This window comes from Comamonas testosteroni, assembly GCF_030505195.1.
GTDB classification, from domain to species: Bacteria; Pseudomonadota; Gammaproteobacteria; order Burkholderiales; family Burkholderiaceae_C; genus Comamonas; species Comamonas testosteroni_G.
The window spans coordinates 773,959-796,823 of record NZ_CP129672.1 but is presented as its reverse complement, the minus strand read 5'-3'; the positions used below and the strand labels follow the sequence as shown (position 1 = coordinate 796,823).

Genomic DNA, 22,865 nt, shown 5'->3' with positions numbered 1-22,865 from the left:
TTTGGGGTTTTCGCTTCGCGGGGCCCAGCCCCTCCACTTGGCCATTGAGGCATTCCGTGCGTGGAGGGCTTGCGGCATGTTCTGTCTCTGCGGTTGATTGGCAGGGAGTGGCTGTCCTGAGCGCCAGCCCTACTGCAGTGCTCAACTTTGAGTTACCCACGGGAGTTTGGGTAGAGCGAACGGCAGGAGTTTTTACCGCTTATAAGTGCTGCGCGCTAGCCGCAGACGGTCAAGCTATCGCGACTGTGGAGGCCTTCGGCCGTTTGTGGTTGTCCATGAATGGTGGAGCGACCTGGGCGGTGCAGCAAGCGGGATCTGCCTCCTTGAGTTGGAATGGGCTGGCCATGTCAGCAGATGGCAAGACCATCATTGCGACGGTGTACGGTGGCCCGGTGTGGATGACCAATGATGGCGGTGTCAGTTGGCGAACAGTGCTTTGGAGTGGTTACTGGAAGGGCTGTGCTGTTTCGTCAGATGGATTGACATTGCTGGTGGGCGATTACAACGGCGGCAACCTGTATCTATCCAAGGACGGTGGTGCAACTTGGACTGCGCAGACTGCGGCGGGTGGCGCCTCCTGGGGTGGCTGTGCGATTTCGGCGGATGGACAGGTACTTCTAGCGACGCGCTTCAGGGGGAGCGTGTGGCTGTCCAAGGACGGCGGTGCAACCTGGGGGGTGCAGACTGCGGCAGGGGCCTTGGACTGGGCCTATTGCGCAATCTCCGCAGATGGGAACACATTGTTGGCAGTCCCTGCCGGAGGCATTCCGATGCTATCCCGCAACAAAGGTAGCACATGGCAGTCAGTATCAGCGCTTGGCAATAAGACATGGTGGGGCTGCGGGGTGTCGGGTGGGGGCTCCGTATTGATCGCATCCGAGAGCAATGGGCCTCTACAGGTCTCCACAGATAGCGGAGCCACCTGGGTGCCCCAGAACGGTGCGGGTGTCCGAAACTGGTATGGCTGTGCGGTCTCCCAGACGGGGGGCGCGCTCGCTGCGGTCCAAGGGAATTCTGCCGGGTACCCGTGGATGCGGGTATCACCAGACCCCATTTATGGGGTGACCCCATACAGGCAGGCCATTGCCAGCCATGAGGTAATTTCTGGCGATGGGGCATCCACACCGCAAGGGCTGATCGAATGCAGCAAAAGTGAGATGTATCTCGCTGCTGATTTGGAGTTTGGGGGCCGTGGTCTGATCTACGGCTCAGTCAGTGAATTTGATACCAAAGCTGCTCTGCAGCGCCGCGTGCGCCTGTTCCGAAGCCGTGATGGCTATCTGGTGCGCGAAGTCTGGAGTGCTGCAGATGGCAGCTACCGCTTCGAGGGCATCAACGAGCGCTACGAATATGACATCGAGGCCTGGGACCACGAGAAGAACTATTTCTCGGCGGTAGCCAACAACCAGATCCCCGAGGTGGTGGCATGAGTGATGCACCCGTATTCGAGATCTCAGCCGCCCATGCCCTGGCCCGCCTGCAGGCCACGCTGGCCTTTGCGGACTCCGGCCCTGAAGCGTCGCGCATCTCCCTGTATGACGCTGCCGAGCAGCTGCTCGTCACGCTGACGCTCACCAAGCCCTGCGGCCAGATCGTGGAGGGCGGCTATCTGCTGCTGACTCAGGCCAGCGGCGGCGGCGACATGATTCTGACCAGCGGCCAGGCCGCTATCGGCGTCTGGAGCACCAGCGATGGCAAGCTGATCGGCCGTGGTCTCGTTACCGACGAGGCGGGCGCTGGGCACTTCAAGCTGCTGGGCAGCACCGGCACCCAGCTCTATGCGGGCGGCAAGGCCATCCTGGGCGAGACAAGGATCGACTGATGGCCGCTGTCGACCTGATCTTCAACCGCGCCTTCAAGACCGGCAACCCGGTCGAGCTGGTGTTTGGCGACGATGGCGGTGGCGCTCAGGTGTCCGACGCGACCCTGGTCGTTGCCGCGCGCATGCCAGGCCTGCGGGTCCGGTCCCTGGTGCATGTGCGCAAGGATCTGGTTGCTGCGGGCCGCATGCCTGGGCTGCGCTGCAGCGCGGTCGTGCGCTACAACACCGACACGCCCCGGCCCGTAGTGGCCGAGGTAGCCGCCAGTGCTCAGCAGGCGCAGCCTGTTGCGCAGGGCTGGATATCCGGGTGGCAGGAAACCGATGCACAGCCTGCGGGCTGGGTGTCGACCGCTCAAGACGCCATGCCCTTGCAGGAGCTGTTCGGCGTCGCATGGCAGGAAGGCCAGCGGCAAAGGATCACCCTGCAGGGCAGGTTTCAGCAGGCGCGGGCACTACCTGGCGCAACAACCCGGGCCCGCTGGCAAGAGGGGCAGGGCGTGCGCGTGAGTCAGAAGGCCTCGGCCCAGGATGCTGCGCCCGTTCGGGCCGGTTGGGTGGTGCGGTTTCAGGAAAGCCTGCGCGACCGCCGCCGCATGGTGGTGGCAACGGCGCAGGATGCGACGGGCCTGCAGACCCTGTTCACCACGGGCGCAGGCCCATCGGTGCCGCTGTATCGGGGCTTCCAGGCCCGCTACCAGCAGGCCATCAAGCCCACTGCAGGCAAGTCTCAGACTCAACCGCCCGAGCCGGAAAAGCCCGGTTGCTATGAGCAGTTGGTGGGCGGCCCCATCCGATTGCTGTTCTGCAGGTCTTGGACTGCCTCGGCCAATCTGCTCTTCATGTGCTGCAAGCCCGTCGGGCCCGAGCCGCAGCCCCAGTTTGTCATTCCACTGCTGCCCGTCTATATGCAAGTCCACTACCTTACGGCGCATCTGCTGCCAAGCCTTGAGCCCGTAGTGCTCACTGACGTTTCCATTGCTGCCGACGACGACAGCTACTGCTGGAGCCTGTCGGCCAACGGCCCTGAGCACCTGCTCGACCAGCTCGCGCCCGTGGGCGGGCTGCCGCAGCGGCTGCAGGTCGGCATCGACGGCATGCAGTTTGTCTTTGCGGTCACCAGCACCGCGCGCAGCCGCTCGTTTGACCGCCGCCGCGTGACCGTGCAGGGTATCAGCGTCACGGCCATGCTGGGCAACCCCTACATGCCCAAGCAGGCCTGGCTCTCCACCTCGGTGGCAACGGCGCAGCAGCTGGCGGTGAGCGCGCTGCAATTCAGTGGCGTGGATCTGGACTGGCAAATCCCTGACTGGCAAGTGCCCGCCGGCGCGTGGAGCTTTCAGGGCACGCCGCTGCAGGCCGTGCTGCGCATGGCCCAGTCGGTCAATGCTGTGGTGCGCAGCCACCGCACGGCAGAGCAGTTGATTGTTGCGCCACGCTATCCAGTGCTGCCGTGGGAGTGGGGCACGGCCGTGCCCGATGTGCAAATGCCTGCGGCCGTCATCGTCACCGACGAGCTGCGCCCGGATCCGCGTGCCGAATACAACGCCATCTATGTCGCCGGCGGCAGCGTGGGCGGCGTGCTGGGCCATGTGGTGCGCAGCCTCGGCGCACGCGACAAGCTGGCCCCGCAGATTCAGGACGACCTCATCACCCATACCGACGCCGCCCGCATGCGCGGTAGCTGGGCGCTGGCCGCCAGCGGCAACAAGCTGCAGCACAGCATCAGCATGCCCGTGCTCACGGGCGGCACCAACCCCGGCATCTTGAACCCCGGCCAGCTACTGGAGGTGGCCGACACCGACGGCACCTGGCGCGGCCTGGTGCGCGGCGTCAGCGTCAGTGCCTCTATGCCTCGCGTGCGCCAGCAGGTCACCGTTGAAAGGGTGGCCGCATGAGCACCAACCTCTACAAGCGCCTCAAGGCCCTGCTCCCCGACGACCCCGTCATGACCGGGCAGATCAGCGCCGTGTATGCCGACGGGACCGCGCTGGTCGCGCTCGAAGGTGCAGCAGGCCTGCTGCGCGTGCGCAACCCGCTGGGCAAAGCAAACAGTTCTCGTGTGTATGTGCAAGGCGGCGAAGTGACGGGCGCGGCCCCGGAAATGGCTTATGTGCTGATTGAGGTCTGAAAGCGAAAACCGAAAGGAGAGGGAATGGACGATTTTGGCGACGAGCTGCCAGCGACTACACGCCGGCAGATGAATGAACGCTTTGACAAGGGGAGTGAACGCATGGCCGCCATCGAGCGAGATTTGAAGGCAGTAGCCCAGGAGCTGCAGGAACTCAAGCAGCAGCTGGCCGAAATGCTGGAGTTTTTTTCCGCCATGAAAGGTGCTTTCAAGGTACTGAACTGGGTGGGCAAGGTCGCCAAGCCGCTTGCCGCAATCGTCATGTTGGGTGGGGCCTGCGTGGGCTTCTGGACCGCAATCAAGGGAGTGACAAGCCGATGAACTGGAAAGAAAAACTCATTGCAACCATCGGCGGCGCTGCCGTCGTCTTGGCTGTGCCGCTCGTGGAGAAGTACGAGGGCACTGTGCTGCGCAGCTATCGCGATCCGGTGGGCATCATCACGGCCTGCACGGGGCATACCGGCCCAGAGCTCAAGATGGGTCAGACCTATACCCGCGAGCAATGCGAGGAGATGCTTTACAAGGACTTGGTCAAGCATGCCGATGCCCTGAGCTGCGTGCGTGCGCCGCTGACCGACGGCCAGCGCGCGGCATTCCTGAGCTTCGCCTTCAATGTGGGTGATGACGCTTTCTGTCGCAGCACTCTGGTGCGCAAGGCCAATGCGGGCGACATTGATGGAGCCTGCGCCGAGCTGAGTCGCTGGACTTATGCCAGCGGCAAGGAACTGCCCGGCTTGGTCAAGCGCCGCGCGGCAGAGCGCCAACTGTGCGAGGCGGGCCTGGGATGACCGGCGCATCCCGCATCTGGCCCTGGCTGGCCTTGGCCCTTGCCCTGCTGCTGGCTCTGCAGACCCAGCGGCTGGCCAAGGTCGAGACTTCACAGTCAAAAGCAGCGGCGGCGCAGGCTCAGCAAGCGCAAGTAGCTACAGAAAAGAAAGCTGCGGCCGTGGTGGAGCACGGCGCAGCTCAACAGGAAAACACCCATGACTACACGCAAGAAATGGCCCGACTGGAGGCTGGGCGCACTGCTGATGCTGCCCGTATTGCAGGCCTGCAGCACGACATTAGGAGCGCAGCAACCCGCAACGCCCAGCTTGCCGGTGACGCCGCTGCCTTCCGAGATCTCGCAGATCAGCACCAACGACTCGCAGCAATTGCTGCAGAAGGCGCAGCAGTGGTTGGCGAGCTTGGCGGCCTGGTCCAAAAGCGAGACGCCCAGGTGAGCCTGTTGCGCGGCCAGATTGCGGCTGACCGAACGCTGCTTGAGCAGTTGAACTAAAAGCGCCCCGATACCTTGATTGGTGTCGGGGCGCTGTTTTGCGTTTGGAGCTTGATCAGTAGCCTTCGATCAAAGGCATTTCAGATCTGAGTAAAAAATATGGCCGAGCCCATTTTAGATGGATCCCTCCTCCTCCATCTCATCATGATCGTCTGGTCCGTGCATCCAGTCAGGCTCTAACTCACCAAAGTCCATCGAAATCCCAGTTGGGAGCAGTTCAACGTGATCGATCGATGCGCTGCCATTTTCGAAAACGATGGTGAGGATGAGGTTTAAGTCGGTTAGTTCTGTACAAGACCTCGTTGCATTGCCAAGGTGAAGGTACTCGCGGTCAATGGAGTCCCATTGGTCCAATCCAAAACTGATCGCTGCTGTAACGTTCATTGATACAGTGGTCTGAATTACCAGTGTATTGCTTTCGTACTCAACTACATCAAACTCCTGGATCTGCTCTAGAAGTGGTTTATCAGGCTCAAACGAGATGTCAGGTGCGTCTTCATCGTAACTCCATTGCGAGTATGCCTCCACATGAATTTCTATCTTGTCTGATTGGAAATTCAAGGCTTCGTTAATTGTCACTTCGACATCTGCGACCTCGTTACGCAGCAGCATGGTCTTAAATAGATCTGCTGCCTCATCTGCGTCGCTTTGGAAAACGGAGAGCGCATGCGCTAGATTGTCCACAATGTAGATCAAATCTGAGCTTGCGCAGAATTGCTTCCAATCTCCGTCTGTAGAGACAGCGACGACTGTTGTGTCGTTTTTTCGAGCCCACCCCTCAAGCCCTAGTAATGCGACTGCATCTGGAAATTCGTTCTTCTTCGCCTCTTTGGTGCCAAATGGCGGCTTTGTTTCAATGAAGCGCGATAGCAACTCGCCTATGCCTACGAACTCGGCACATGAAAGCACGGTCGCACTGGTGTTATCAAGAAACTCTTGCAAGCGCTCTTGTGTTCTCTCTTCACCCGACTGTTCTCCAAACAAAACTCGAAGTGCTTCTGTTCGCTTCTCTTTGTCTATCCCCCATGAGTTCCCAAGTGGCTTTAGTGCGTTGGTTGCTTTGCTCTTTTGGAGGATAGACTCTTTTTTCAGATGAGCAGTAATTTCGTGAAGGACGATGTCTGGAATTAGATGAGTTACGTCCGACCTACTAAATTGCGACATCAAGGCGAGGACGCCAACTTCAAAGCCAAACTGATGGCGTTCTACTATTGATGTGTCAATTGTGATCGCGCCGACTTTCCCACTAATGACGGCCCTTTTTAGTTCTTTTGTGGATATGGATGGCATGCTGTCCCTGAAAATAATTTGATTCTATTGAGTTTGTGCAGATGGATTGTTGCAGAAAATTAATGTGAAGCTACATGTGATCGAATTTTCTTGTGCATCGAAAGAATCTTTGGTTGTCGAGCAGGGAATGAATGTATCTAGACGCTATTGACGTCACCTGGGTTAAGCGCCAGTCCTTAAGCACGTGCAATAGGTATCTCATGCAGCTTGGTCGTATAGCGCGGCGTGCGGCGCTCTTGGCGCATGCGCCAGCCGCTCTCGTCCTGCTCGGGCACGCCGGTGCTGGCGACATGCACCGTGCCCTTGCCGAAGCGCTTGTTGACCTTATCCATGGCTTCCATCAGCTTGCTTTGATCGCGGCAGGGTTCCTGAAATAGCAGATCGCCTTGCTGCACATCAGTGGGGCACAGATCCTGCAGCATGACGCCGGCTTTGGCGAGCTGATAGCCAGGCTGGTAGATCAAGCGCAACCCACGCACGGCCGCGTTGACTAGAGCCTTGGTGTCTGATGAGGGTGGCTGGAGTTGAATCACGGCCGTTTCGTAGAACCTGCGGCCGGGCCTGAATGGCGAGGTGTGCGCGAAAACATGCAGGGCGCCTGCGCGCAAGCCACCAGCGCGGAGCTTTTCTGCGGCCCTGGTTGCAAATTCGCTCACGGCTTCAATCAATGGGGGCAGGGTGGTGATGGGGTGGCCGAAGCTGCGGGTGCATGCAATCTGCTTTTTGGCGGCAGGGGCCGTCTCCAGCGTCATGCAGCTCACGCCTTGCAGCTCGCGCACAGTGCGCTCCAGCACCACGCTCCAGCCATCGCGCGCGGCATGGGCGGGCAGCCTGGCCAGGTCCAATGCGGTCAGCACGCCCTGCTCGGCCAGCTGGGCAGAGATGCGCCGGCCCACGCCCCAGACCTCGCCGGCGGCGGTGCGGCCGAGAATGTCGGCGCGTTGCTGCTCGGTCAGCTCGGCCCAATTGCAGACTCGCTGCAGCTCGGCAGGGTAGCTGCCAGGCTTGCGCTCCGAGTCCTTGGCGACGTGGTTGCAGAGCTTGGCCAGGGTCTTGGTGGGGGCCAGGCCCACGCAAGTGGGTATGCCGGTCCATTTCAGAATCCGTGCGCGAATGGCGAAGGCGCGCCGGGTTAGATCACGCACGCCGTCCAGATCCCCGATGAATGATTCATCGATGCTGTAGATTTCCTGGGTAGGGCCCAGGCCGGCAGCCAGCGACATCATGCGGTCGCTCATGTCGCCGTACAGCTCAAAGTTTGGTGAGAGGCAGACAAGCCCCTTGTGCTCTACCAGATCGCGCAATTGAAAAAACGGCTGCCCCATCTTCACGCCTAAGGCCTTGGCCTCGTCGGAGCGTGAGATGGCGCAGCCGTCGTTATTGCTCAGGACAACAACAGGAATGCCCTGGAGCGCAGGCCGGAAAGCCCGCTCGCAGCTGACGTAGAAGTTGTTGCCGTCGATAAGCGCGAACATACATGCTCATGCAAAGCGCTTGATGCAGGACTTGACCACGCCCCAGATTTCTAGCTCTTGGTTTTCTTTGGGGACGATGTCGGGGTAGGTGGGGTTGCCGGCCCGGAGCCTGAAATTGCCGCCAGCGTTGTACAAGACTTTGACTGTGAAGTCATTGTCAAGAACGGCCACAACGATGCTGCCATGACGGGCGCGCAGTGCCCTGTCCACCACGATGAGGTCGCCGTCGTCGATGCCGTACTCGCGCATGGATGGCCCGGCCACCCTCAGCAGGAACGTGGCCTGCGGGTGCTCAATCAGCAGCTCGGCAATGTCCAGCCTTTTGCCAGAGAAGTCCTCGGCTGGAGAGGGGAAGCCCGCGCGCACGCTGCAATCTGCCAGAGGCAAAGCAACTGGGGAGGCAGTGAGTTGGACGGGCATGCCGCTCAAGAGTCGATGACTGTACATGCATACAGTATATATCCGCCTTTTCTGGGCGAATATTGAAAACCCCTGCTGCCAGCGCATGGGGTCTTTGTTCTCACGGCGCTGTGGATTAGTCAGCGACTTCGTAGTTTTCGCCGTGTACCCAGTTGCCATCCCGGTCGATGCGAAGCCATCTGGAGCTTCCACCTTTGGCTACCAGCATCAGGTCGATGTAGTAGTCACGGGACTTCGGTGTGTGATTGGGACGCAGACCATGGTGGTAGACCGATATGCGGCTGAAGGTGTCAGCGACAAGCTGGCGTGCTTGCAGTCGTGTCTCTATGTCCTGGGCTTCCACGCCGGCAGCGAGTGCCCGCCATTTCTCATCAGCACCAGATATGTCGCGTCGGGCGAGCATGGCGATATCGCGTTCCTGGGCTGCCAGCGTTTTCTCCGCGATTGCTAGATCTTCTTCCAGCTGGCGGGCGCGACGGGCAAAGGTGAGTGGTATTCCTTCATCTGCCGAGGCGAGCATGGCATCTGTCAGCTTGTCGAGCTGGGCCTTTATCGCTTCGACATTCTTTTGCGCCTTCAGGAGCTCTTTGCGGCTTTCGGAACTGGTATCGGCTTCAAACAGGCCCTGCAAGTTCATCATGTCGGAGCAGTAAGACATGATTGCTCGCTCGATGGGGGCCACTGAGGTAGAGCCACGGACCGGGCAGACTGCGCTGAAGGTGGCCGCGGCCGAGCACAGCAGACGCCTGTAGCCATCCCGAATCCGGCCATCCGGTAGCCGTTTCTTGCTGGCCAGGTGCTGTCCGGCCATGGGGTGTCCGCAGTAGCCGCAGTACGTGATGCCGATTCCGGTGATCACGTGCGGCAGGTCGCCCTTCACCCTGCGGCGTCCAGTGCTCTTGACGATCCGTTGCAGGTCCTCCCATTCAACCTCTGACAGCAGTGGGGGGTAATAGCCTTTGAGCAGGTACTCGTCACCGTCCACGCTGATGGGCTTATGTCCTGCCAGCTGGGGCATTTTGGTGATGCGGTAGACCTGAAGCGTTTGATTTTCCTTGCTCGTCGGGTACATGCGCAGACCCTCGGCGTTCAGCTTTTCAATAATTCGCTTGCCGCCCAAGCCTTGCTTGTACATTTCGATCACGAGCAGAATGGCTTTGACCGTCTCGGGCTTGAAGTCCCAGCCGTCGGCGTCATTGCGTGTGAGCCACGCCGGGTCGTGTCCCTGCTCAACGCGTCCCCGGTAGGAGCCATCAATCCATTTTTCGCACAGACGGCGAACGCTTGCCTTGACCCGCTTGCTCTTGGTGTCCGACTCTTCATGAGCGCGAATCATCACCAGCAGGCTATAGACAAGGTCCATCGGGTTGTCCTTCAGCCGCTGCCGGCTGTAGGTCTTCCCGTCGCTTGCAGTGACCACAGTGATGCCCGCATTTACAATCTGGGCCAGTTGCGCCTGTGCCTGGATGGGTTCGGCGCGAGATAGGCGGTCTAAGCCCTCAACAATGAGCACTGAGCCAAAGGGAACGCGCCCCTCTTCAACAGCACGCAGGAACACGCCCAGGGCGCCTGATTTGATGTGCTGCTGATGGTAGGCAGAAAGCCCCTCGTCCCTTAACGATAGATGGGTATCAAGTTTGAGGTCGTGCTCGGCAGCCCACTTGGCAGCATATGCAAGCTGCCGGTCTGTGCTGCCGCCTGCCGATTGCTTTGGATCAGAGAACCGCAGATAGCTATACACCAAACCATTTTTTGCAGAATCCCCCATGACTGAAGCCATCTCCCAGAAAGATCAAATTCCCCGTATAGGTATGGTATCACTCGGGTGCCCCAAGGCCTTGACTGATAGCGAGCTGATTCTCACGCAGCTCAGCGCCGAGGGTTACCAGACTTCCAAGACCTTTGAAGGCGCGGATTTGGTCATCGTCAACACCTGCGGCTTCATCGACGATGCCGTCAAGGAAAGTCTGGACACCATTGGCGAAGCTCTGGCAGCCAACGGCAAGGTGATCGTGACCGGTTGCCTGGGTGCCAAGGCTGGCAAAGAGGGTGGCTCCACCATGGTGGCCGAAGTGCATCCCAGCGTGCTGGCAGTCACGGGACCCCATGCGACGCAGGAAGTGATGGATGCGGTGCACACTCATCTGCCCAAGCCGCACGACCCGTTCGTGGACCTGGTGCCTGGCAGCTTTGGCGATGCTGGCATCAAGCTCACGCCCAAGCACTATGCCTATCTGAAGATTTCCGAAGGCTGCAACCATCGCTGCACCTTTTGCATCATCCCCAGCATGCGCGGCGATTTGGTCTCGCGTCCGATCGGCGATGTGCTCAAGGAGGCCAAGGCGCTGTTCGAAGGGGGCGTGAAAGAGCTGTTGGTGATCAGCCAGGATACCTCGGCCTATGGTGTGGATGTGAAGTACCGTACCGGCTTCTGGGACGGCAAGCCCGTCAAGACCCGCATGCTGGAGCTGGCCGACGAGCTGGGCAAGCTGGCGCAGCAGCACGGTGCCTGGGTGCGTCTGCACTATGTCTACCCCTATCCCACCGTGGATGCGGTCCTGCCCTTGATGGCCGAGGGCAAGATCCTGCCTTACTTGGACGTGCCCTTGCAGCACAGCCACCCCGATGTGCTCAAGCGCATGAAGCGACCCGCATCGGGCGAAAAGAACCTGGACCGTATCCGCGAATGGCGCAAGATCTGCCCCGAGCTGGTGATTCGTTCCACCTTCATTGCCGGTTTCCCCGGCGAGACCGAGGAGGAGTTCGAGCATCTGCTTAACTTTATTCGCGAAGCCGAGATCGACCGTGCCGGCTGCTTTGCCTACAGCCCTGTCGAAGGCGCCACCGCCAACGAGCTGCCTGGCATGCTGCCCGAAGAGGTGCGCGAAGCGCGTCGTGCGCGTTTCATGGAAGTGGCCGAGGAAGTCTCCACCAAGCGTTTGCAGCGCCGGGTGGGCCAGGTCATGAAGGTGTTGGTGGACAAGGCTGTCAGCCTGGGCAAAAAGGGCGGTGTGGGCCGAACCTATGCCGATGCCCCCGAGATCGACGGCGTGGTTCACATCCAGCCGCCCGAAAAGGCCAGCAAGACCTACAAGGTGGGTGAGCTGATCAGCGTGCGCATCGTGGGCACGCAGGGGCATGATCTGGTGGGCGTTCCGGTTTGAGTTTCCATGGCGCCGCTGTGCGGCGCCCTGTCAATCCGGTAAGAACAAAAAGGCCGCAATTGCGGCCTTTTTGCATCTGATCTCTTGGTTGTGGCTCTTGTCTGTCAATTGCCTGCGGGAGATCTTGAGGCAATGACGGGTTTAGCTCTGACCGGGTCGCTGCCGCCTCTGGAATCAGGTTGAGACCCCAGGCATGGGGCGTCGATGCGAAACACTTTTTCTGGGCAAAGTGCTACTGCATGGTGTTGTTCATGGTGAAAAATGGCCTTTCTCGGAAGACAGCCTCTTGTCTGTAAAGAGGTTTCCATCGAAAGGTGACGAGCCTGATCTCGGCACTGTATCCACAGTTAGGGCTGCTTGGTTCCCCACCTGACCCGGTTGGCTGCTTCCCCATGCGAGGAGGCCCGTCATGCTCGATTATAGATGCAAAACAGACACAGCCCAGCGAGCTGTGAAATGAGATTCCAGGAGCAGGCTTGTTGGCATGTCCCGGCCCCGTAGAATCAGAGGCTATGTCTTATTTAGTGCTTGCTCGCAAATACCGGCCCCGTACCTTCACCGAAATGGTGGGACAGGAGCACGTGGTTCAGGCTCTGACCAATGCGTTGACCCAGCAGCGCCTGCACCATGCCTATCTGTTCACGGGCACACGTGGCGTGGGCAAGACCACGGTGTCGCGCATTCTGGCCAAGTCTCTGAATTGCCAGGGCCTGGACGGTAACGGTGGAATCACCGCAACCCCCTGCGGAGTTTGCGCAGCATGCACTGAAATCGATAGCGGGCGTTTCCCCGACTACACCGAGCTGGACGCTGCGTCCAACCGGGGGGTGGATGAGGTGCAGAGCCTGCTGGAGCAGGCGGTGTACAAGCCGGTGCAGGGGCGCTTCAAGGTCTTCATGATCGACGAGGTGCACATGCTGACAAACACCGCTTTCAACGCCATGCTCAAGACGCTGGAGGAGCCTCCGGAGTACCTGAAGTTCGTGCTGGCCACGACCGATCCGCAGAAAGTGCCGGTCACTGTGCTCTCGCGCTGCCTGCAGTTCAATCTGCGTCCGATGGCGCCCGAGACGGTTCTGGAGCACCTGACCCATGTGCTGGATAAGGAAAGCGTGCCGGCGGAGCCTCAGGCGCTGCGCCTGCTGTCGCGTGCTGCACGTGGTTCCATGCGTGATGCGCTGAGCCTGACCGACCAGGCGATTGCCTTTGGCAGCGGCCAGTTGCAGGAGGCGACGGTGCGCCAGATGCTGGGCAGCGTGGATCGCAGCCATGTATTCCGCCTGATCGATGCCTTGGCGCAGGGGCACGGGCGCACGGTGGTGGAAGTCTCCGAAGAGCTGCGTCACAACGGTCTGTCTGCTGCATCGACGCTGGAAGAAATGTGCGCCGTGCTGCAGCGCATGGCCGTGTTGCAGGCTGTGCCCGATATGCCGCTGGATGCCAGCGACCCCGAGGCCGCCGAAGTGGACCGACTGGCCAGTCTGATGCCGCGCGACGAGACTCAACTGCTCTACAGCATCTGCCTGTATGGGCGTGCAGAGCTGGGGCTGGCCCCCGATGAATATGCGGCGTTGACCATGGCGCTGCTGCGGTTGCTGGCCTTCAAGCCGGAAAACGCCGAAGCTGGCACGGCTGAAAAAAAAACTCCAGCGCTGAGGCCTAGCCGTCCGGTTGTCCAGGCTCCGAATCCGATTCAGCAGCCACCGGCTTCACCGCCAGCAGCGATGGAGGCACCATCGGCCCAGGCTCAGTCCATCCCGTCTGTACCGCAGCCTGTTACGAAAGCCGCACCGGAGTCCGCACCAAAGCAGGAGCCTGCGTCAGAGGTCGGCATGGCCGAGCCAGAACATATTCAAGCTGTTGCCGATCGCTCGGATTCAGCTGCATATTCCCTAGCAGAGCCGGTGGTGCAGGTCGCTCCGGAGCCGACCCGATCGCCAGCTCCTGCGGTGACGCCTGAGCCTGCTGCGGTTCAGCAAGCCATGCCCTCGGCGAATCATGAAGCTGTCGCAGAGGTAGGCCAAATGCCCGCCGACGATGCGTCCGAGAGCGCCGAGGTCGTCGATATGGCTGATGCTCCCGAAGAGCAGGATGCCAGCGAGGCGGCCTGGGCAGGCATGCCCGATGAGGGCTGGTCTGACGATGGGCGCTGGGGTGATGATGCTGACCTGGATGTCGGCCAGCCCCTGCATGCCATGCCGCCCATGGAGTCTGACGAGCCGGCGGCCCAGAGCGCAAGCGGTGGCTATGTCAGCACGGCCCAGGATGCAGCCCCTGTGGAGTGCACCCCCGAGGGCGATCTGTGGTTTGGCGTGGTGCAGCAGTTGCTGCAGAGCGAAGCCGTGGTGGCTGTGGCGCGGCAACTGGCGCTGCAGTCGCAGCTGCTGGGCCGTGAAGGCGATCTGTGGCGGCTGCGCGTGGAGTCCAACTCGCTCAATCAGGCTGGCACACGTGATCGTCTGCGTGCTGCGCTGGAAGCAGCCGGTCATGCGCGACAATTGCAGGTTGAGCAAGGGCCGGTGACGGACAGTCCTGCCCGCCGGCTGGCCCTGGAAAGGCAAGCCAGCCAGTTGCTGGCCGAGGACATTGTCAAAAGCAATCCGCAGGTACAAACCTTGATGCGAGACTTTGGCGCGAAAATCGTGCCCGGTAGTATCAAGCCCATATCTATTCAGCCTGAATAAGGCGTTTCAACAAAAGAAGGAATTCTCATGTTCAACAAAGGACAACTCGCCGGTTTGATGAAGCAAGCTCAGGCCATGCAGGACAACCTGAAGAAGGCTCAGGAAGAGCTGGGCAATATCGAAGTCGAAGGCGAATCCGGTGCCGGTCTGGTCAAGGTCGTGATGACCTGCAAGCATGACGTCAAGCGCATCACCATCGATCCCAGCCTGCTGGCCGAAGACAAGGACATGCTGGAAGACCTGGTGGCTGCTGCCTTCAACGCGGCTGTGCGCAAGGCCGAAGAGACCTCCAACGAGAAGATGGGCAAGATCACTGCCGGTATGCCTGGACTGCCAGGCGGGATGAAGTTCCCGTTCTGACGGATTTTCCCTTGAGCGGCGGTGCCGCTTCCCTGGCAAAGAGATGGCTGCGATGCCGCGATGCGGTTCTTGCTCGCTGTCCCTGGCCGGAGTGTGCAGGGGATGAATGGCGATCTGCGCAGTGGCAGGTCGCCTTTTTTCTGGTGACTGAAAGGACAACGCGTGTCTGATGTGCAATCTCTGGATGCCTTGATCGAGGCCTTGCGCCGACTGCCGGGTGTGGGCATCAAGTCGGCGCAGCGCATGGCGTTTCATTTGCTGCAGCGTGACCAGGCCGGGGCGCTGCAGCTGGCCCGGGCACTGGACTCTGCGGTGAACTCGGTGCATCACTGCGAGCGCTGCCATACGTTTACCGAAGGCGCTATCTGCCGAATCTGTGATGACGCCGGGCGCGACGGGGCTCGGCTGTGCGTGGTCGAAGCGCCGGCCGATCTGGCTGCCATGGAGCGCACGGGGGCCTATCAGGGCTACTACTATGTGCTGATGGGGCGGCTGTCGCCGCTCGATGGCGTGGGTCCCAAGGAAATCGGCATGAAGCAGTTGCTCGAGCGTGCCTGTGACGGCGTGGTGCAGGAGGTGATTCTGGCCACCAGCTTCACGGCCGAGGGCGAGGCCACGGCCCATGCCGTCAGCGAGGCGCTCAAGTCGCGCGGCATTCTGGTCACGCGGCTGGCGCGCGGCGTGCCTATAGGCAGCGAACTCGAATATGTGGATCTGGGCACGATTGCCCACGCGCTGGTGGATAGGCGCTGAAGATATTGATTGGATTGGCCTCAAGCGCTTTTCTATCAAGCGTTTGTTGCTATCTACTTCGTTAAACGAGTAGATATAAAAAAGCCCGCTGGTTTTGCGAACAGCGGGCTTTTTTGCGGCTGGCGAGGCTTATTTGCGCTTCTTGGCAGGTGTGCCGCCGCGTGCCTTGGGTTCGCTCTTGCCGCCGCGGGGAGTGGTTGCGGTGCTGGTCTTGGCGCTCTTGCCGGCGGTGGCTGCCACCTTGCTGCCGCCACGAGTGTTGCGGGCTGAGCTGTCGCTGCTTTCGGCGCGTGCGCTGCGGGCTGCGCGGCTGGGCAGGTAGGCAATCAGCGACTGGCCGGGGCGCAAGGATGCCGTGGACTTGAGGTCGTTCCAGTCCGCGAGGTTGGAGACGCTGATGCCATAGCGGCTGGCCACGCTGACCAGGGTATCGCGCTTGCGCGCCTTGACCGTGGTGCGCACGGTCACGACTTCAGGTGCGAAGGAGATCTGACCGTTGTCGGCCACATGGCCGGGCACATCGGTCTTGACGTTGGCATCGCGCGGCACCATCAGGGTCGAGCCGGCCTTGATCAGCATGCGCGGCGGGATGTTGTTGATGGCGCGCAGATCGGCTTCGCCCAGGCCTGCACGCTGGGCGGCTTCGGCCACGGTGATGGTGGTGGGCACGGTCCATACCGTCCAGCTGGCAAACTGGCCTTCGCTATAGGCCTGCAGATTGCGGCGGAAAACCTTGGCATTGTCCCAGGGCAGCAGCACCTGTGGTGTGGCGCGCGCAAAGATCACCGGCTTGTGAAAGCTGGGGTTGAGTGCTTTGAAGTCCTTGACGCTGACATCGGCCAGCTTGGCCACCAGCTCCACGTCGATGTCGTGCGGCAGATCCACGGCCTGGAAATAGGGGTGGTTTTCGATGATGGGAAGCTCGGTGTTGAACTTCTCGGGTTCGGCCACGATGTTCTTGACGGCTTGCAGCTTGGGCACGTAGTTGCGGGTTTCGGCCGGCATCTGCAGATCAAGGTAGCCGGCGGGCTGGCCCAGCTTTTCATTGCGCTTGATGGCGCGGCCCACACTGCCTTCGCCCCAGTTATAGGCGGCCAGGGCCAGATGCCAGTCGCCGAACATGTTGTAGAGCTTTTGCAGATAGTCGAGCGCGGCGCGGGTCGAGGCCAGCACATCGCGGCGATCATCGCGGAAGACATTTTGCTTGAGGTCGAAATAGGTGCCCGTGGCCGGCATGAACTGCCACATGCCGGCGGCCTTGGCGCTGGAAACGGCCTGAGGGTTGAAGGCGCTCTCGATGAAGGGCAACAGCGCCAGCTCTGTCGGCATATTGCGGCGCTCCAGTTCCTCGACGATGTGGAACAGGTATTTGCTCGATCGCTCCGTCATGCGCTGGATGTAGTCGGGGCGCGTGGCATACCACTGCTCTTGGTTCTGGACCAGATCCTGCTCAAGATTGGGCATGGCAAAGCCCTTGCGGATGCGAACCCAGAGATCGCCCGTGGCTTCCAGTTCAGCGACTTCGGAGCTGCCGACTTTGCCCTGGCCCAGGGGTTTGAGGGGGCCGTTCGGATACATGGGGTCGACGCTGCTGGTGGTTGCGCAGCCGGTTAATATCAGTGCGCTTGTCAGCAGCAGGGTGGATAGCAGCTTCATCAGAAAACGTTTTTCCATTGGCGCAGGGTAGCCAGCACGCTGGCGGGCTCCTCGGGCCTGGTTTGAGGATCATGGTGCACGGCGGCCGCGATCACATCGGCAGCGCGGCTTCGCATGAACGGGTTGATGGCCAGCTCGGTCTGCAATGTGGAGGGCAGCGTGGGCAGCCCGTTCTTGCGCAGTTGCTGGCAATATTCCAGATACTGAGCCAGTTCCGGATTGTTTGGTTCCACGGCCTGCGCAAATCGCAGGTTGGAAATTGTGTACTCATGTGCACAGCACACCAGCGTGTTGCCGGGCAGGGCGGCCAGTGCGTCCAGCGAAGCCTGCATCTGCGCTGCCGTGCCTTCGAAGAGGCGGCCGCAGCCGCCCGAGAACAGCGTGTCGCCGCAGAACAGCAGGGGCTGGCTTTGCGCCCGGGTGCTGAAGAAGGCGATATGACCGCTGGTGTGCCCGGGCACATCGATGACCTGCCAGGGGCCACCGAACAACTCGACGCTGTCGCCGCCCTGTACGCGCGTGACGGGCTCGGGCAGGGACTCGTAGGCAGGGCCCCAGACGGGAGCGCCGGTGGCCGCACGAATGGTCTCAACGCCGCCCACATGGTCGGCATGATGGTGGGTGACTAAAATGCCCAGCAGTTTCAGACCCCGCTGTGCCAATGTGCTCAGCACAGGCTCGGCCTGACCCGGATCGACGACCACGGCATGTTCTGCATCGTGGAGCATCCAGATGTAGTTGTCGGAAAAAGCGGGAATGGGCAACAGGTTCATGAGCTGCAAAATTATAGAGATGCATCACTGGACGGATTCAGCCCTCGGGCACTACCTCCTGAAATGGGAGCAGCAGCGCTTTGACGAGGCGGTGGCCGATATCTTTGGCTACCACGCCTTGCAACTGGGCTTGCCGCAGCTGCAAGGCCTGCGCGGCAACCGCATGCCCCATCGCTGGCTGGCACTGGAGGGCCTCGATCCCGTTCCGGATGCAAAAGCAGGCACTGTAGCGCAAGCGGCGGCGGACCGAGTGTCGCAGGTGCAGCCGCCTGCCGATGATGCGCATAATTTTGCCCCTTTGATGCCGGCGCTCCGGACAGCCCCGGAAGCCCTGCCTTTTGCCGAGGCCAGCCTCGACCTGCTGCTGATGCCGCATACGCTGGAGGCTTCGAACGATCCGCATGCCGCACTGCGCGAGGCTGCGCGCGTGCTGGTGCCCGAAGGGCGGCTGGTGATCAGCGGGCTGAACCCCTCCAGTCTGCTGGGCTTGCAGCGCAGGGTGGAGCGCAGTGCGGGCTATTTGCCGGACCTGAGCCTGGGGGTGGGCTACTGGCGTTTGCGCGATTGGCTGCGATTGCTGAGCTTCGAGATCGAAGCAGTGCAATTTGGCTGTTATCGTCCTGCCACTGAAAGTGAAAAGTGGCTGAGCCGCTGGCAGTTCATGGAAGGCCTGGGCCACCGCTGCTGGCCGGTGATGGGGGGCGTCTATTGCGTGGTGGCCGTCAAGCGCGTGCAGGGCATGCGACTGATGAGCCCGAGCTGGCGCAAGGGCAGCGTGCCAGCTGGCATGAAGGCGCCCGTGACCCAGAGGCAGCCGCCGGACATGTTCTGGCGTAACAAGGAAGAAAATTGAATCAAGTTGTGATCTATACCGATGGTGCCTGCAAGGGCAATCCCGGCCCTGGAGGCTGGGGCGCATTGCTGCAGGCCGGATCGGCACAGAAGGAACTCTTCGGTGGTGAACTGGGAACCACCAATAACCGCATGGAACTCAAGGCCGTGATCGAGGCGCTGTCCGCGCTCAAGCGTCCCTGCGATGTGGTGCTGTATCTGGACAGCCAGTACGTGCGCAAAGGCATTACCGAGTGGATCCAGGGCTGGAAGGCCAAGGGCTGGGTCACCGCTTCCAAGGAACCCGTCAAGAATGTCGAGCTCTGGAAGCAGCTGGACGCGCTGGTGCAGGGCAGCGGCCACCGTATCGACTGGCGCTGGGTCAAGGGCCATGCCGGGGACCCCGGCAACGAGCGCGCCGATGCGCTGGCCAACAAGGGCGTGGAGTTGGCGCTCAAGAACGGCTGAGCCAGCAGCTGGACCAGTTGCGCTGGCTCAGTTCGTGATCTGTGCCAGTGCTTCTTGGATCTGCTGCTCGGATTCGGGACGCACGATGCGCGCCACTTCCTTGCCGTCACGCAGAAAAATCAGCGTGGGCCAGAGCTTGACGCGATAGCTGCGCCCCAGCGGCCGGCCGGGACCATCTTCCACCTTGATGTGCGCCACTTCGGGCTGGACTGACAGCGCGGACTGCAACAGTGGCTGGGCGCGCTGGCAGTGGCCGCACCAGGGGGTGCCGAATTCCAGCAAATTCGCGCCCTTGAGCGCATCGATGGCTTGCCTTGTGGGTTCTGTGGCCCAGTGGGTGGCTTGGTATGGCATGAAATATTTCCCAGAATGGATCGAAGGTCGAAGACCAGACGGCAAGACTGTCTTCAGATCAGGCCCTGCAGCAGCAGGACGTTGACGGATTCTCCGGGCAGGACATCGCCGCGCGTATCGTCCAGCACGATGATGCAGTCGGCTGCGACCATGGAGCTGAGCACGCCCGAGCCTTGCGGGCCCGTGGTGCGCACGGCGGCCTGGCCCTTTTCGTCGAGTTCGAGTATGCCGCGCAGATATTCGGTACGACCCGGGCGTTTGCGCAGGCGCTCGCTGCTGATCGCCTGCAGCAATGGCGCAGGGGCGCCGCGTTCGCCAGCCAGCATGGCCAGGGCCGGGCGCACAAACATCAGAAAGCTCACCATGGCGGCCACTGGGTTGCCGGGCAGTCCCAGCAGCACCGCCGGGCGCTGAGTGGGCGGTAGGTTGCTCTGATTCTGGGAGCCGCTTGCGCCTGTCTTGATTGGAATACCTGCCGACCTGGTCAGTGAAATTCCACCGGCGGGAGCAAGCAGGCCCACCGCCAGTGGCCGACCGGGACGCATGGCCACTCGCCAGAACTGAACGGTGCCCAGACGCTGCAGCATCGCGCGGGTGTGATCGGCCTCGCCGGCGCTGATGCCGCCACTGGTCAGCACCACATCGGCCAGGGTGGCTGCTTCGCGCAGGCGCTCTTCCAGCGCGGCCGGCTCATCGGGCACGGCCCCCAGGTCCAGCACATGGGCACCCAGTCGGCGCAGCAGCGCCTGCAGGCTGAAACGGTTGCTGTCGTAGATGGCTCCCTCGCGCGGCTCGGCGCCTGGGTTCAGCAGCTCGTCGCCGGTGGAGAAGTAAGCCACGCTGAGCCGGCGCCGCACGCTGACCTGGCCCAGTCCCAGACTGGCCAGCAGGCCAAGAGCGGCTGGTGTGAGACGCTGGCCGGCCTGCAGCGCCACAGAGCCTTGCTCCAGGTCTTCGCCGCGCAGGCGACGATTGGCACCTGCACGCAGGGCATGGCCGTCAAACTGAATGCACTCCTGGACAGCGCTGGCCTGCTCATGGACTACCACCGTGTCCGCACCCACCGGCATGACCGCACCCGTCATGATCTTCACGCATTGGCCAGAGCCAAGCCGGCCTTGCCAGGGCCCTCCTGCCAGCGCCGTCCCCACCACACGCAGCACCAGTGGCCGGCCGGGCTGCGCCTGCTCCAGTTCGCTGCCGGCAAAGGCATAGCCGTCCATGGCGCTATTGTCATGGGGGGGGACGTTGACGGGGCAGACCACATCGGCTGCCAGCACACGATCAAGAGCCTCGGGCAGGGCGACGGTTTCCACCTCTGCGACCGCACCCAGCGGCTGCAGCAGGGCCTGCAGCTGTTGCAGCACCTGGTCAGTGGTCAGCGTCTGGGCGCTGGTGGAAGCGGCAGGTTGAAAAGTCGCAGTCATAACAGCAGAAAATAAAAAACCTCATGACGGGATGCGGCCATGGGGCTGCGTGGCACTTTACGCTTTTGGCTTGAGGCGCCGGTGAATCAGGATTGGCGTTCGGGGGCGATTTGCTCCAGATCAAGCAACTGGGCCAGCGTGTTGGCGTTGCTGAAGGCCTGCTCGTCCCCGGGGCGGTCAAATAGGGCCTGGGCGCTGCGATGCTGGCCGGTCCAGGCGTCTATCTTGCGACCGCCGCCGATGATGAAGCGCTCGAGGCTTGGGGCGAGCTGGGCCCGCAGCAGGCAGAACACAGGCTGGGCGCGCAGTTGCGGCGGCTGACCCGGCAGGGCATGCTCGGTATCCCAGCCGTGAGCGATGACGATATCGGCATCGCCGCGCGACGCCAGCATTTGCGCAGCCAGATCGAGGGGCAGCAGCGGCGTATCGCAGGGCACGCAAAGCAGCCATGGCGTGCGGCAATGCGCGAGGCCAGCCATGAATCCCGCCAACGGGCCGGGGTAGTCGGGAAGGCTGTCGGCGCAGACCTCGGCAGCCAGTGGCTGGACCAGCTCAGCATAGGCCGCTGCATTGCGATTGGCATTGATGAGCAGGGGGCCGACTTGCGGGGCCAGGCGCTGCAATGCATGCAGTGCCAGTGGCAAGCCTTGAAAGCGCTGCAGGCCTTTGTCCACGCCGCCCATGCGTGCACCGCGCCCCCCGGCCAGCACGCAGCCGGTGATCTGCTCAGGGGGGATGCGTGAGTCAGCCACCGATATAGCTCATCTCGATGCGCCGACCTTGCTGCACCGGCGCCACATCGGGCGGCATTTCACTGCGCAGCTGCGAGTAGCGATCGTCGCGCTGCTGCCAGATGGGGGCGATGGCGCCGGCAATCTCGGCATCGCTGGCGCCCGTGCGCAGCAGGCTGCGCAAGTCCCAGCCCTGGCTGGCGAACAGGCACAGATAGAGCTGGCCCTCGGTGGACAGGCGTGCGCGGTTGCAGTCGCCGCAGAAAGCATGGGTCACACTGCTGATGACGCCCACCTCGCCCAGTTGCGGGTCATATTGACCGCTGGCATCGGCATAGCCCCAGCGCACGGCGGTCTCGCCAGGGGCACTGGGCGCCAGCGGGATCAGCGGCAGCTCGGCGCGCAGACGCGCTATCACCTCGTCCGAGGGCAGCACCTCGTCCATACGCCAGCCGTTGGTGGCGCCCACGTCCATGTATTCGATGAAGCGCAGTGTGATTCCCGTGCCGCGGAAGTAGCGGGCCATGGGCAGGATCTGGTCGTCATTGGTGCCGCGTTTGACCACCATGTTGACCTTGATGTGCGACAGACCTGCGGCCTGCGCAGCCTCGATGCCCGCCAGCACATCGGTCACGGGGAAGTCCACATCGTTCATGCGCCGGAACACGGCGTCGTCCAGCCCGTCGAGGCTGACGGTCACGCGATTCAGGCCGGCGTCCTTCAGGGCACGGGCCTTGCGTGCCAGCAGCGAAGCGTTGGTGGTCAGTGTCAGGTCCAGCGGCTGGCCATCGGGCGTGCGCAGCTCGGCCAGCTGGGCGATCAGGGCTTCGATGTTCTTGCGCAGCAGCGGCTCGCCGCCGGTCAGGCGCAGCTTGCGCACGCCATGGGCGACAAAAAGTCTGGCCAGGCGCGTAATTTCCTCGAAGCTCAACAGCGAGCTGTGAGGCAGATATTGGTAGTTCTTGTCGAAGACTTCCTTGGGCATGCAGTAGTTGCAGCGGAAGTTGCAGCGGTCGGTGACGCTGATGCGCAGGTCGCGCAAAGGCCGTCCCCATTGATCCTGCAGCAGCCCGGTAGGGGTCTGCAGGGGGCTGGGGACGATTGCGTTGCGGCTCGCCGCACGCTCATCGACCAAGGGAATCACACGTTCTGCCATGGGCTCGATTGTGCCGCAAGCGCGAAGTCCGGGCCGGCTGCGGGCTTGTTGTGGCTTATCAAATTTGATAGCTGTTAGCGCTTGACGGTATTGT

The 22,865-nt window shown here is 61.7% G+C and carries 23 protein-coding genes and 1 other RNA gene; 13 read left to right on the top strand and 11 right to left on the bottom strand.

Annotated elements, in window-relative coordinates; translation table 11 throughout:
• Positions 1–344 precede the first annotated feature (344 nt).
• The 7 genes from QYQ99_RS03595 to QYQ99_RS03565 all read left to right on the top strand — a co-directional run bounded on the left by QYQ99_RS03595 (position 345) and on the right by QYQ99_RS03565 (position 5,229).
• Entirely contained in the window at positions 345–1,430 is a 1,086-nt protein-coding gene (locus tag QYQ99_RS03595; RefSeq protein ID WP_302091454.1) for a WD40/YVTN/BNR-like repeat-containing protein, read from the top strand.
• Positions 1,427–1,822 carry a hypothetical protein gene (locus QYQ99_RS03590; protein WP_302091453.1) on the top strand — a complete coding sequence of 132 codons (396 nt, stop codon included), beginning with the start codon at positions 1,427–1,429 and terminating at the stop codon, positions 1,820–1,822. Before QYQ99_RS03595 ends, QYQ99_RS03590 begins: the two co-directional genes overlap by 4 nt.
• Entirely contained in the window at positions 1,822–3,717 is a 1,896-nt protein-coding gene (locus QYQ99_RS03585; RefSeq protein WP_302091452.1) for a hypothetical protein, read from the top strand. Before QYQ99_RS03590 ends, QYQ99_RS03585 begins: the two co-directional genes overlap by 1 nt.
• A complete protein-coding gene (locus tag QYQ99_RS03580) occupies positions 3,714–3,950 on the top strand; it encodes a hypothetical protein (RefSeq protein ID WP_302091451.1) in 237 nt (78 codons plus the stop codon). The genes QYQ99_RS03585 and QYQ99_RS03580 overlap by 4 nt, the downstream gene beginning before the upstream one ends.
• Positions 3,951–4,052: 102 nt before the next feature.
• Positions 4,053–4,271 carry a hypothetical protein gene (locus QYQ99_RS03575; protein WP_302091450.1) on the top strand — a complete coding sequence of 73 codons (219 nt, stop codon included), beginning with the start codon at positions 4,053–4,055 and terminating at the stop codon, positions 4,269–4,271.
• Positions 4,268–4,738 carry a lysozyme gene (locus QYQ99_RS03570; protein WP_302091449.1) on the top strand — a complete coding sequence of 157 codons (471 nt, stop codon included), beginning with the start codon at positions 4,268–4,270 and terminating at the stop codon, positions 4,736–4,738. Before QYQ99_RS03575 ends, QYQ99_RS03570 begins: the two co-directional genes overlap by 4 nt.
• Positions 4,735–5,229 (top strand): hypothetical protein, encoded by a 495-nt coding sequence (locus QYQ99_RS03565; protein ID WP_302091448.1) that lies wholly within the window; start codon positions 4,735–4,737, stop codon positions 5,227–5,229. The genes QYQ99_RS03570 and QYQ99_RS03565 overlap by 4 nt, the downstream gene beginning before the upstream one ends.
• Positions 5,230–5,343: 114 nt before the next feature.
• On the opposite strand, the gene QYQ99_RS03560 is transcribed toward QYQ99_RS03565, so the two are convergent.
• The 4 genes from QYQ99_RS03560 to QYQ99_RS03545 form a co-directional block, all read right to left on the bottom strand.
• Positions 5,344–6,519, bottom strand: a complete 1,176-nt coding sequence (locus tag QYQ99_RS03560; protein ID WP_302091447.1) for a PIN domain-containing protein — start codon at positions 6,517–6,519, stop codon at positions 5,344–5,346.
• Between the two features lie 176 nt (positions 6,520–6,695).
• Positions 6,696–7,994: a Y-family DNA polymerase gene (locus QYQ99_RS03555; RefSeq protein ID WP_302091446.1), complete on the bottom strand. Its 1,299-nt coding sequence runs from the start codon at positions 7,992–7,994 to the stop codon at positions 6,696–6,698.
• A 6-nt stretch (positions 7,995–8,000) separates the two neighbouring features.
• Positions 8,001–8,414: a LexA family protein gene (locus QYQ99_RS03550; protein WP_202788658.1), complete on the bottom strand. Its 414-nt coding sequence runs from the start codon at positions 8,412–8,414 to the stop codon at positions 8,001–8,003.
• 115 nt (positions 8,415–8,529) lie between these two features.
• Complete coding sequence (locus tag QYQ99_RS03545) at positions 8,530–10,182, bottom strand: recombinase family protein (RefSeq protein WP_302091445.1); 1,653 nt, start codon at positions 10,180–10,182, stop codon at positions 8,530–8,532.
• On the opposite strand from QYQ99_RS03545, the gene rimO reads away from it, so the two are divergent.
• Positions 10,181–11,578, top strand: a complete 1,398-nt coding sequence (gene rimO / locus QYQ99_RS03540; protein WP_034371765.1) for a 30S ribosomal protein S12 methylthiotransferase RimO — start codon at positions 10,181–10,183, stop codon at positions 11,576–11,578. The two genes, QYQ99_RS03545 and rimO, sit on opposite strands and share 2 nt — an antisense overlap.
• Before the next feature lie 313 nt (positions 11,579–11,891).
• Here the strand turns inward: rimO and ffs are convergent.
• Positions 11,892–11,987: signal recognition particle sRNA small type (gene ffs, locus QYQ99_RS03535), an RNA gene on the bottom strand.
• Positions 11,988–12,090: 103 nt separating this feature from the next.
• On the opposite strand from ffs, the gene dnaX reads away from it, so the two are divergent.
• The 3 genes from dnaX (at position 12,091) to recR (ending at position 15,375) form a co-directional block, all read left to right on the top strand.
• Positions 12,091–14,262 (top strand): DNA polymerase III subunit gamma/tau, encoded by a 2,172-nt coding sequence (gene dnaX / locus QYQ99_RS03530; RefSeq protein ID WP_302091444.1) that lies wholly within the window; start codon positions 12,091–12,093, stop codon positions 14,260–14,262.
• Positions 14,263–14,289: 27 nt separating this feature from the next.
• Positions 14,290–14,622 (top strand): YbaB/EbfC family nucleoid-associated protein, encoded by a 333-nt coding sequence (locus QYQ99_RS03525; RefSeq protein ID WP_003066189.1) that lies wholly within the window; start codon positions 14,290–14,292, stop codon positions 14,620–14,622.
• A 162-nt stretch (positions 14,623–14,784) separates the two neighbouring features.
• The gene (gene recR, locus QYQ99_RS03520) at positions 14,785–15,375 is read left to right on the top strand and encodes a recombination mediator RecR (RefSeq protein ID WP_034371771.1); all 591 of its coding nucleotides are present in this window, start codon (positions 14,785–14,787) and stop codon (positions 15,373–15,375) included.
• Positions 15,376–15,504: 129 nt separating this feature from the next.
• On the opposite strand, the gene QYQ99_RS03515 is transcribed toward recR, so the two are convergent.
• On the bottom strand, positions 15,505–17,031 hold the full coding sequence (locus QYQ99_RS03515) for a transglycosylase SLT domain-containing protein (RefSeq protein WP_302093103.1): 1,527 nt from the start codon (positions 17,029–17,031) through the stop codon (positions 15,505–15,507).
• Positions 17,031–17,804 (bottom strand): hydroxyacylglutathione hydrolase, encoded by a 774-nt coding sequence (gloB, locus tag QYQ99_RS03510; RefSeq protein ID WP_053282548.1) that lies wholly within the window; start codon positions 17,802–17,804, stop codon positions 17,031–17,033. The genes QYQ99_RS03515 and gloB overlap by 1 nt, the downstream gene beginning before the upstream one ends.
• Positions 17,805–17,823: 19 nt before the next feature.
• Between gloB and QYQ99_RS03505 the strand changes: the two genes are divergently transcribed.
• Positions 17,824–18,657: a methyltransferase domain-containing protein gene (locus QYQ99_RS03505; protein ID WP_034371780.1), complete on the top strand. Its 834-nt coding sequence runs from the start codon at positions 17,824–17,826 to the stop codon at positions 18,655–18,657.
• Positions 18,654–19,103, top strand: coding sequence for a ribonuclease HI (gene rnhA / locus QYQ99_RS03500; protein ID WP_003056672.1), 450 nt, complete (start codon positions 18,654–18,656; stop codon positions 19,101–19,103). The genes QYQ99_RS03505 and rnhA overlap by 4 nt, the downstream gene beginning before the upstream one ends.
• Positions 19,104–19,130: 27 nt before the next feature.
• Here the strand turns inward: rnhA and QYQ99_RS03495 are convergent, their stop codons facing one another.
• The 4 genes from QYQ99_RS03495 to moaA form a co-directional block, all read right to left on the bottom strand.
• The gene (locus QYQ99_RS03495; protein WP_034371783.1) at positions 19,131–19,457 is read right to left on the bottom strand and encodes a thioredoxin family protein; all 327 of its coding nucleotides are present in this window, start codon (positions 19,455–19,457) and stop codon (positions 19,131–19,133) included.
• A gap of 53 nt (positions 19,458–19,510) precedes the next feature.
• Complete coding sequence (moeA, locus tag QYQ99_RS03490) at positions 19,511–20,884, bottom strand: molybdopterin molybdotransferase MoeA (protein WP_302091443.1); 1,374 nt, start codon at positions 20,882–20,884, stop codon at positions 19,511–19,513.
• Between the two features lie 86 nt (positions 20,885–20,970).
• Positions 20,971–21,636 (bottom strand): molybdenum cofactor guanylyltransferase MobA, encoded by a 666-nt coding sequence (mobA, locus tag QYQ99_RS03485; RefSeq protein WP_302091442.1) that lies wholly within the window; start codon positions 21,634–21,636, stop codon positions 20,971–20,973.
• A complete protein-coding gene (gene moaA / locus QYQ99_RS03480) occupies positions 21,629–22,771 on the bottom strand; it encodes a GTP 3',8-cyclase MoaA (RefSeq protein ID WP_302091441.1) in 1,143 nt (380 codons plus the stop codon). Before moaA ends, mobA begins: the two co-directional genes overlap by 8 nt.
• Between the last annotated feature and the right edge of the window lie 94 nt (positions 22,772–22,865).

Coding starts and splice junctions, on each gene's coding strand:
- QYQ99_RS03595 (WP_302091454.1), top strand. CDS start 345: ATGTCAGCAGATGGCAAGACCATCATTGCGACGGTGTACGGTGGCCCG.
- QYQ99_RS03590 (WP_302091453.1), top strand. CDS start 1,427: ATGAGTGATGCACCCGTATTCGAGATCTCAGCCGCCCATGCCCTGGCC.
- QYQ99_RS03585 (WP_302091452.1), top strand. CDS start 1,822: ATGGCCGCTGTCGACCTGATCTTCAACCGCGCCTTCAAGACCGGCAAC.
- QYQ99_RS03580 (WP_302091451.1), top strand. CDS start 3,714: ATGAGCACCAACCTCTACAAGCGCCTCAAGGCCCTGCTCCCCGACGAC.
- QYQ99_RS03575 (WP_302091450.1), top strand. CDS start 4,053: ATGGCCGCCATCGAGCGAGATTTGAAGGCAGTAGCCCAGGAGCTGCAG.
- QYQ99_RS03570 (WP_302091449.1), top strand. CDS start 4,268: ATGAACTGGAAAGAAAAACTCATTGCAACCATCGGCGGCGCTGCCGTC.
- QYQ99_RS03565 (WP_302091448.1), top strand. CDS start 4,735: ATGACCGGCGCATCCCGCATCTGGCCCTGGCTGGCCTTGGCCCTTGCC.
- QYQ99_RS03560 (WP_302091447.1), bottom strand. CDS start 6,519: ATGCCATCCATATCCACAAAAGAACTAAAAAGGGCCGTCATTAGTGGG.
- QYQ99_RS03555 (WP_302091446.1), bottom strand. CDS start 7,994: ATGTTCGCGCTTATCGACGGCAACAACTTCTACGTCAGCTGCGAGCGG.
- QYQ99_RS03550 (WP_202788658.1), bottom strand. CDS start 8,414: ATGCCCGTCCAACTCACTGCCTCCCCAGTTGCTTTGCCTCTGGCAGAT.
- rimO (WP_034371765.1), top strand. CDS start 10,181: ATGACTGAAGCCATCTCCCAGAAAGATCAAATTCCCCGTATAGGTATG.
- QYQ99_RS03545 (WP_302091445.1), bottom strand. CDS start 10,182: ATGGGGGATTCTGCAAAAAATGGTTTGGTGTATAGCTATCTGCGGTTC.
- dnaX (WP_302091444.1), top strand. CDS start 12,091: ATGTCTTATTTAGTGCTTGCTCGCAAATACCGGCCCCGTACCTTCACC.
- QYQ99_RS03525 (WP_003066189.1), top strand. CDS start 14,290: ATGTTCAACAAAGGACAACTCGCCGGTTTGATGAAGCAAGCTCAGGCC.
- QYQ99_RS03515 (WP_302093103.1), bottom strand. CDS start 17,031: ATGAAGCTGCTATCCACCCTGCTGCTGACAAGCGCACTGATATTAACC.
- gloB (WP_053282548.1), bottom strand. CDS start 17,804: ATGAACCTGTTGCCCATTCCCGCTTTTTCCGACAACTACATCTGGATG.
- QYQ99_RS03505 (WP_034371780.1), top strand. CDS start 17,824: ATGCATCACTGGACGGATTCAGCCCTCGGGCACTACCTCCTGAAATGG.
- QYQ99_RS03495 (WP_034371783.1), bottom strand. CDS start 19,457: ATGCCATACCAAGCCACCCACTGGGCCACAGAACCCACAAGGCAAGCC.
- moeA (WP_302091443.1), bottom strand. CDS start 20,884: ATGACTGCGACTTTTCAACCTGCCGCTTCCACCAGCGCCCAGACGCTG.
- moaA (WP_302091441.1), bottom strand. CDS start 22,771: ATGGCAGAACGTGTGATTCCCTTGGTCGATGAGCGTGCGGCGAGCCGC.